Here is a 7,874-nt window from a genome sequence, read left to right on the forward strand (position 1 = left end):
ATTGTTCAACCCGGATCAAGGCGCCGACTCGGGGCGCGGTTCTATGGGAAACGCTCTTGGGCAGCGGCCTTGGCGGGCGCAACACAAGAAACATGCCGGAAACGCGAAACTGGCCGCGGCAAGGGGCACGTTTCCACGATTGGATACTGGGTGCAACAATCGCCGCGGGATCCATCCGTTCCCCGGGGCTATCGGCTTTCGCGTTGCGGCGCGCCCGGAAGGGTCCTATTGGCGCGCGCCAATGGCACGCATCGAAACGCCCAACCGCATCCGCGGCACCCAGGACATCTTCGGCGAGGAGCAGCGGCGGTTCGCCCATGTGCTCGACGCTTTCGATCGGGTGCGCCGCCTCTATTGCTTCCAGCGCGTCGACATCCCCGTCTTCGAGGCGACGGGCGTGTTCGCGCGCTCGATGGGCGAGACCAGCGACGTCGTCTCCAAGGAGATGTACACCTTCCCGGACCGTGGCGGCGACCTGATCACGCTGCGCCCGGAATTCACCGCGGGCATCTGCCGCGCCTACATCACCGAGGGCTGGCAGCAATTCGCGCCGATCAAGCTCGTCACTTCGGGCCCGGTGTTCCGCTACGAGCGCCCGCAAAAGGGCCGCTTCCGCCAGTTCCACCAGCTCGACGCCGAGATCATCGGCGCCGCCGAGCCGGCAGCCGATGTCGAGCTGCTCGTCCTCGCCGACCAGCTGCTGCGAGATCTGGGCATCGAGGGCGTGACGCTCCAGCTCAATACGCTGGGTGACGCCGAGACGCGCGATGCGTGGCGCACCGCCCTGGTCGCGCATTTCGAGGCGCACAAGGATCAGCTGAGCGAGGACAGCCTGGTCCGGCTCGAGAAGAACCCGATGCGCATCCTCGATTCGAAGGATCCCAAGGATCGCCCGGTCGCCGATTCGGCGCCGGACATCGATGCCTATCTGACCGAGGAGGCTCGCGCGTTCTTTGACGCCGTTCAGGAGGGGCTTCGCGCAGCCGGGGTGAAGTTTGAGCGCAACCCGCGCTTGGTACGCGGGCTCGATTATTATCGCCACACCGCGTTCGAGTTCGTCACCGATCGTCTCGGCGCGCAGGGAACCGTGCTCGCCGGCGGCCGCTATGACGGGCTGGTAGGCAATCTCGGCGGCCCCGAGACGCCGGGCGTGGGCTGGGCGGCGGGTGTCGAGCGGCTGGCGATGCTGATCCCGGAGCCGAATACATCGTTGCGGATAAGCGTGATCGCGGATCAGCCTGATTTGGAAACTAAGGCCGACGAGATTGCTGGGCTTCTGCGTCGCTCTTTGATCGCTTTGGAGATGGGTTGGGGAATCAATCGCGCATTTCGCGGGAAGCCCAATAAGCAGGCTGATGCGGCAAAGAAGGCTGGGCGAGGTTTAATTTTGTTTGTCCGGAACGAAAGTGACGAGAGAGGACAGCTCCACACGTTCCCCATCGGACTAAGCACGGAAGAGCATTTGGCGCTCGCGAGTGATCTGATGAACACGATTCACGCTGATCATATTTCCGCGAGTAATGTCGCGTGAAAATCCCCGCCGACCGCATTGCCGCGATCGAGGCGCGGCGCGACGAGCTGCAGGCGATGATGGCGACCGGCGATCTGTCGGGCGACCGTTTCGTCGCGGTGTCCAAGGAATATGCCGAGATCGAGCCGGTGGCGCTGGCCGCGGGCGAGGTGCGGCGGCTGCGCACCGAGGGCGAATCGCTGCAGGCGATGACGCAGGAGTCCGACGACGAGCTCCGCGCCATGGCGGTCGAGGAGCTGCGCGCCAATGAGGCGACGCTGGCCGATGCCGAGCGCAACCTGGCGCTTTCGCTGCTGCCCAAGGACGCGGCCGATGCGCGCCCGGCGATGCTCGAGATCCGCGCCGGCGTGGGCGGCGACGAGGCGGCATTGTTCGCCGGCGACCTGCTGCGCATGTACCAGCGTTATGCCGATCGCATGGGCTGGAAGATCGAGCTGATCTCCGCCTCCGATTCGGAATTCGGCGGCTACAAGGAAGTCGTGCTCAGCGTCACCGGCACCGGCGTGTTCGCCAAGTTGAAGTTCGAGAGCGGTGTCCACCGCGTCCAGCGCGTGCCCGCGACCGAGGCGGGCGGGCGCATCCACACCTCGGCGGCGACGGTGGCGGTGCTGCCCGAGGCCGAGGACGCCGACATCAAGATCGACGACAAGGACCTGCGCATCGACATCTTCCGCGCCTCGGGTCCGGGCGGGCAGGGCGTCAACACCACCGATTCGGCGGTGCGCATCACCCATCTGCCCACCGGCACGATCGTCATCCAGCAGGACGAGCGCTCGCAGATCAAGAACAAGGCCAAGGCGATGAAGGTGCTGCGCACCCGCCTGTACGAGCGCGAGCGCGACCGGCTGGCGCAGGAGCGCTCGGGCGCGCGCGCCTCGCAGGTCGGCTCGGGCGATCGCTCGGAGCGCATCCGGACCTATAATTTCCCGCAGGGCCGGGTGACCGACCACCGCATCAACCTGACGCTCCACCGCCTGCCCGAAGTGATGATGGGCGAGCTCGACGAACTGATCGACGCGCTGATCGCCCAGGACGAGGCCGACCGGCTCGCCCAGCTGGACGGGTAGGGTGTACCGCTGACCCATTCCTACTCCCCTCCCTGCAAGGGAGGGGTCGGGGGTGGGTTGCAACCCCGGCGAAGGCCGGGGGCGCCCGGCGAGACGGTAGCCTTGAAAAGAAAAGCTCGGGCATCGAGTCCGAGCTTGTTCTAACCCACCCCTTGCCCCTCCCTTGCAGGGAGGGGAATGTTGATGCGGAATGCGCGCCGACAAGGCTGGTAATGTTGGAAATGTTCTGCTTCGGTTCCGGCATGACCCGCACCGCCCTTCTCGTGCTTCATCCCCTGGCCAGGCGCCGCCCCCGCGCACGTGTGGACTATCAAGGGAGTCAACATTTTTCGGGCGGTGCATTGGGTGTGCCTGAGGGATATCAGCCACTTAGCCATTCAACCATCTGGTTGAACTAGAGGTCGGCATGGCACTTCCCGATTCCTCGCCTGAAGCAGCGCCCTCCGCAAACGGCGAGCGCGTCCGCGCGGCGCTCAACGAAGCTGCCCGTGCGCTCGAGCGGGTCTCCGATTCGCCGCGCCTCGATGCCGAACTGCTGATGGCGCATGCGCTCGGCGTGCCGCGTGACATGCTGCTGCTGCGCCGGCTCGACGATCCCGCGCCCGAAGGCTTCGCGCCGCTGCTCGCCCGCCGGCTGACGCACGAGCCGGTCGCCTATATCACCGGCAGCCGCGCCTTCTGGACGATCGAGCTGCGCGTCGGCCCCGGCGTGCTGATCCCGCGGCCCGACAGCGAAACGCTGCTCGAGGCGGCGCTCGAATATTTCGGGGCGAAAGCGCCGGCCCGCATCCTCGATCTCGGCACCGGGCCGGGCACGCTGCTGTTCGCAGCGCTCGCCGAATGGCCCGAGGCGCATGGACTCGGCGTCGACGAATCCGAGCAGGCCTGGGACTATTTCGAAGCGAATTGTGCCGCGCTCGGCATGGACGAGCGGGCGCGCTTCAAGTTCGGCGACTGGACGGATGGCCTGGACGGCCAGTTCGACCTGATCCTTGCCAACCCGCCCTATATCGGCACCGAAGAATCGCTCCCCGAACAGGTCCGCGATCACGAGCCGGCGGGGGCGCTGTTCGCCGGGCCGGACGGGCTCGACGACTATCGCCGGATCATTCCGGATCTGCGTCGCCTGCTCGCGCCCGGCGGCGCGGCGGTGCTCGAGATCGGCTGGACTCAGGCAGATGCCGTATCCGCGATTGCCCGGAATAGCGGCTTTGCGGTGACGCTGTACAAGGACCTTGGAGCGAGGCCGCGTGCGCTGCTTCTCTCTTGAAAAGTCTCAAAAACGACACATATTTCTGCTTGGACATTGGTGCCGCACCGGCTAAGACAGCCACGGGGTAGGGTACTTTCAACCAAGCCGTTGAAACGATGGGCCGTGAAAAGCACTGCCCCAAATTCAGGTCATGACAGCCACTGCAGTCCGGTGGCCATGGCGGGCGAGCAGCGCCTCCCGAGGCGTTGGCGCGCATTTGTAAACTGCATCCGGGACCCAGGAATTGGACCGACGGACAGCGTAAACAAGACAGGACAAACAGACCTTGATGAACAATCGTCAGGCCGGCCGCCGTCGTGGTCGTGGCGGGCAGCAGCAGCGCCAGGGGGGTAACCCCGGCCAGCAGGGTAACGGGAATCGCATCGACAATCGTGCCCGCGGCAATGCCGCCCAGCTGCTCGAGAAATACAAGAATCTGGCGCGGGATGCCCAGATGCAGGGCGACCGGGTCAATACCGAATATTACCTGCAGTTCGCCGATCACTATTTCCGCGTGCTGAGCGAGACGCGTTCGCGCTTCGAGGAGCAGAACCAGCAGCGCCGCCAGCGTGACGATTTCGACGGCGACGAAGACGATTTCGACATGGAAGCCGATGGCAACCGTGCCGAGGACGGCGACTATCAGCAGGAGCCGCGTGCGCAGCAGCCGCGCCGCGACCGCGAGGATCGCCAGGAGCGTTCGGACCGCCAGGGTCAGGATCGCCAGGAGCGTCAGGGCCAGGATCGCCAAGGCCAGGATCGCCAGGAGCGTCAGCCCCGCCGCGATCGCGAGGACCGGGCTCCCCGTGCCAATGGCCGCAGCAACGGCCATGCCGTCGAGGCCGAGAGCTTCGAGCAGCCCGCCGCGCAGGACAGCGCGCCCCGTGAAGAGGCCGCGCCGCGCCGCGCGCGCCGTCCTCGCCGCGAGGAGGTCCAGGCCGATGACAACCATGCCATCGACGCCGCCGTGCTGCCGCCCGCCTTCGGGATCGACACCGCCGCACCGGTTGCGGATGCGGAAGAGCCGGCCAAGAAGCCGCGTCGCCCGCGCGCCCGCAAGGACGCCGAAGCGACCGCCTGATCGGCGTCGCGCACCCTATACTATAGGCAACGCTATCGGCGGCTGGGCTCGGGCTCAGTCGCCGATATCTATTTCGGGGCTGACTCGGTCTTCCACCTGCTCGTCATGGCCGGTGCCCGAGCTCAGGAACATCAGCCCCATCAGCGCCGCCCCCAGCACCATGGTGAAGAACACGCCGAGCGCGGTGGCGAGGGCGAGCGTGAAGTTCAGCCAGCCGAGCCAGTGCCACAGGATCAGCACGCACAGGATAGCGGTCGCCAGTGCGGCCAGCGTCATGCGGCCCAGGATGCGGCGATAGCGCCCCCAGGCAAAGGCGGCATAGTCGGGATCGTCCAGCCCGCGCGGCTGGCCATCGTCGGCAATCGGCATCTTTTGCAATTGGGGGCGATGTGTGGAAGACTCAACCGCCTGAACCCGAATGAGGAGTCGAGCGATGACCATCGCGGCAATCCTGGGGGGAAAAGGGCGCGACGTGGTATCGATCGACGGCGATCGAACCGTGGCGGATGCCGTCTCGCTGCTCTCGAGCAGGCGGATCGGCGCGGTGCCCGTGATGTCCGGCGGTACGGTTGCCGGCATCTTTTCCGAACGTGACGTAGTCTATGGCCTCGAGCGCGAAGGCGCCGCGGCGCTTGCCCGCAAGGTGAGTGAGGTGATGACCGCCCCGGCGATCACCGTTGGCCCGGGCGAAACCGTGCTTGGCGCGCTCGCGCTGATGACGCGCCGGCGCATCCGCCACTTGCCGGTGGTCGACGGCGGCACCTGCATCGGCTTCGTGTCGATTGGCGACCTGGTGAAGTACCGAATCGAGCGCATCGAATCGGAAGCGGAGGCAATGCGCGCCTATATCCAGGCCGTCTGAGCGCGGTCAGGCGCCGCGGTTGCGGATCAGGTCGATCGATTCGAGCAGCATCGGCCGTGCGAAGGCGAAGAGCACCCCGCCATAGGCGAGCCCGCCCGCGGCGGCGAGCAGCGCCAGGCGGGGCAGTGCCGGAAGCGGCGGCAGCAGCGCGTCGAGCCCGGTGACGAGCAGCGCCATCGCGGCAGCAGCGAGCACCGGTGGCGCGATGGCAGCGGCGAGTTGCCGAGGCGTCACGCCGATCACCGGCAAGGTCCGCCAGGTCGTGATCGCGAGATAGATCGGATAGGCGGCGAACCAGGCGGCGACGAGCCCCATCAGTCCCCAATGCACGCCGACCAGGAACGCGATCGGCAGGCAGAGCGCGCCGGTTGCGGAGTTCTGCGCACTGATCCCCGGGCGCCCGCAGGCATCGCTCGCCGGCGCGTATAGCACCTGCAGCGTCATCATCGGCATCGCGAGTGCCAGCCAGTGCACCACCGGCGCGGCCTCGGGCCATTTGGGGCCGAGCGCCACCGCGACCAGTGGGTCAGCGGTCGCGGCCATGCCGAGATAGAAGGGCATCGCGACCAGCATGACGAGCCGCACCGAGCGCGTGAAGGCATCGGCGACCGCGGCCTTGTCCTCCTTCAGGCGCGCATAGGCAGAGAAGGCGACCTCGTTGAGCGGCGGCACGAACTTGGAGACGAAGATCTGGGTGAGGAACAGGCTGGTCGTATAGATGCCCAGCATGTGCGGCTCGAACAGCCGGCCGGCGATGAACACGTCCGCCTGGCTCTGCGCGAACCAGAAGATCTGGCCGGTCGCCATCACGCCGCCATAGCGCGCAATGTCGCCGGCGCCGCGAAAGTCGAAGCTCGGCCACATCAGCGAGCGCGCGGCGATCGTCATGCCGATCGCCCGGGTGGCGAACAGGGCGATAGGGGCGGCGACCAGCGTCCAAACGCCGAGCCCCGCCATTGCACCCGTGAGCGCGGTGATCGCGCCGGCCAGTGCCGAGACGAAATTGACCAGCGCCTGTTTGCGAAAATCCATCTCGCGAGCGAGCAGGGCATAAGGCAGGGCGATGAACGGCGTCGCTATATAGAGCAGCGCCTGCACGCGCAGCAGGTCGGCGACCATCGGCTGGCGGTAATAGGCGGCGGCGAGCGGGGCAGCGAGGAACTGCGCGGCGCCCAGGCCGAAGTTCAGCAGGATCAGCATGCCGAACAGCTGGCGCTGCGCGGGGCGGCCGGCATCACCGCGCTGGATGAGCGCGCTGGCGAGTCCGTAGCCGTTGAGCATGTTCAACAGGACCAGGATCACCTGGGTCATCGCGAACAGGCCGTAGGCCGAGGGGCCAAGCAGCCGGATGACGATGAACGTCGATGCCCAGGTGAGCAGCTGGCCGAAGATCTGGGTGCCCGAACGCCAGATCACGGCGCTGCGTACCTGCTGGCGCAAGCTGGTGCCGTGGATGTCGGGGTCGGCCAATGCGGGTTCGCTCATATATGCGCGCTATGCGCCACTTCCCGTTTATGCGCCGTAAACCGCCCTATCGACGGATTTGCGGGGAAAACCGTGTGTCGGACTGCCGATTCGACGGGTGATTCGAGCGATTCGCAGCCGAAAGGGTCATCGAAACGTCATCCTGGCGATTGGCGGGCATCGGAAAAACCGCGGTTTTCTGGGGTTTTCTGGCTCTGTTTCGGAAAAAAGACAGAAAAGTACAAAACGCTGTTGACGGGTCGGAGGACCGGGCATAGAAGCCACTCCACCGACGCGGTGCTCCTCACCGGAACGCTTCGACGGTCACCAAAAGCAAGGCGCACAGGTCGCCCCTCAAAAAAGGGGTTAGACAGTGCGTCGGTTTTTGTCGCTCTTTGACATAGTGATTTAGATGAAGGGACATGTGGGCGGCGGCCCTGGGTCTCACGGCTTCTAGGCGTGAGTAACTCAGACAAACCAAGCCGTTCCATGGGCTTAGCTGATTGGGCTTCGGTCTTTTCGGTTGGGTTCAAGCATGTCCTACACGTTTCCATACGTGAAGAATTTGTGCAGGAACGGCTCCTAGAAATGAGCTGCTGCATCACGGCACATTCCGG

The 7,874-nt window shown here is 65.8% G+C and carries 7 protein-coding genes; 5 read left to right on the top strand and 2 right to left on the bottom strand.

The window, feature by feature from the left end; genetic code table 11:
- Nucleotides 1-241 precede the first annotated feature (241 nt).
- From hisS to ABLE38_RS12225, 4 genes are all read left to right on the top strand, one after another.
- Complete coding sequence (gene hisS, locus ABLE38_RS12210; protein ID WP_348974411.1) at nucleotides 242-1,531, top strand: histidine--tRNA ligase; 1,290 nt, start codon at nucleotides 242-244, stop codon at nucleotides 1,529-1,531.
- Nucleotides 1,528-2,598 carry a peptide chain release factor 1 gene (prfA, locus tag ABLE38_RS12215; protein WP_348974412.1) on the top strand — a complete coding sequence of 357 codons (1,071 nt, stop codon included), beginning with the start codon at nucleotides 1,528-1,530 and terminating at the stop codon, nucleotides 2,596-2,598. The genes hisS and prfA overlap by 4 nt, the downstream gene beginning before the upstream one ends.
- A 406-nt stretch (nucleotides 2,599-3,004) precedes the next feature.
- A complete protein-coding gene (prmC, locus tag ABLE38_RS12220) occupies nucleotides 3,005-3,868 on the top strand; it encodes a peptide chain release factor N(5)-glutamine methyltransferase (RefSeq protein WP_348974413.1) in 864 nt (287 codons plus the stop codon).
- Between the two features lie 271 nt (nucleotides 3,869-4,139).
- On the top strand, nucleotides 4,140-4,931 hold the full coding sequence (locus tag ABLE38_RS12225) for a DUF4167 domain-containing protein (RefSeq protein WP_348974414.1): 792 nt from the start codon (nucleotides 4,140-4,142) through the stop codon (nucleotides 4,929-4,931).
- Nucleotides 4,932-4,985: 54 nt separating this feature from the next.
- Here the strand turns inward: ABLE38_RS12225 and ABLE38_RS12230 are convergent, their stop codons facing one another.
- Nucleotides 4,986-5,300, bottom strand: a complete 315-nt coding sequence (locus ABLE38_RS12230; protein ID WP_348974415.1) for a hypothetical protein — start codon at nucleotides 5,298-5,300, stop codon at nucleotides 4,986-4,988.
- 64 nt (nucleotides 5,301-5,364) lie between these two features.
- On the opposite strand from ABLE38_RS12230, the gene ABLE38_RS12235 reads away from it, so the two are divergent.
- Nucleotides 5,365-5,793, top strand: a complete 429-nt coding sequence (locus tag ABLE38_RS12235) for a CBS domain-containing protein (RefSeq protein WP_348974416.1) — start codon at nucleotides 5,365-5,367, stop codon at nucleotides 5,791-5,793.
- 6 nt (nucleotides 5,794-5,799) lie between these two features.
- Here ABLE38_RS12235 and ABLE38_RS12240 read toward each other — a convergent pair whose 3' ends face one another.
- The gene (locus ABLE38_RS12240; RefSeq protein ID WP_348974417.1) at nucleotides 5,800-7,278 is read right to left on the bottom strand and encodes a lipopolysaccharide biosynthesis protein; all 1,479 of its coding nucleotides are present in this window, start codon (nucleotides 7,276-7,278) and stop codon (nucleotides 5,800-5,802) included.
- Between the last annotated feature and the right edge of the window lie 596 nt (nucleotides 7,279-7,874).

Source organism: Sphingomonas sp. KR3-1 (assembly GCF_040049295.1).
Lineage (GTDB): Bacteria > Pseudomonadota > Alphaproteobacteria > Sphingomonadales > Sphingomonadaceae > Sphingomonas.

What these genes read in the sequence shown, in the direction of transcription:
- ABLE38_RS12235 (WP_348974416.1), top strand. Translation starts at nt 5,365, where the DNA reads ATGACCATCGCGGCAATCCTGGGGGGAAAAGGGCGCGACGTGGTATCG.
- ABLE38_RS12230 (WP_348974415.1), bottom strand. Translation starts at nt 5,300, where the DNA reads ATGCCGATTGCCGACGATGGCCAGCCGCGCGGGCTGGACGATCCCGAC.
- hisS (WP_348974411.1), top strand. Translation starts at nt 242, where the DNA reads ATGGCACGCATCGAAACGCCCAACCGCATCCGCGGCACCCAGGACATC.
- ABLE38_RS12240 (WP_348974417.1), bottom strand. Translation starts at nt 7,278, where the DNA reads ATGAGCGAACCCGCATTGGCCGACCCCGACATCCACGGCACCAGCTTG.
- prmC (WP_348974413.1), top strand. Translation starts at nt 3,005, where the DNA reads ATGGCACTTCCCGATTCCTCGCCTGAAGCAGCGCCCTCCGCAAACGGC.
- ABLE38_RS12225 (WP_348974414.1), top strand. Translation starts at nt 4,140, where the DNA reads ATGAACAATCGTCAGGCCGGCCGCCGTCGTGGTCGTGGCGGGCAGCAG.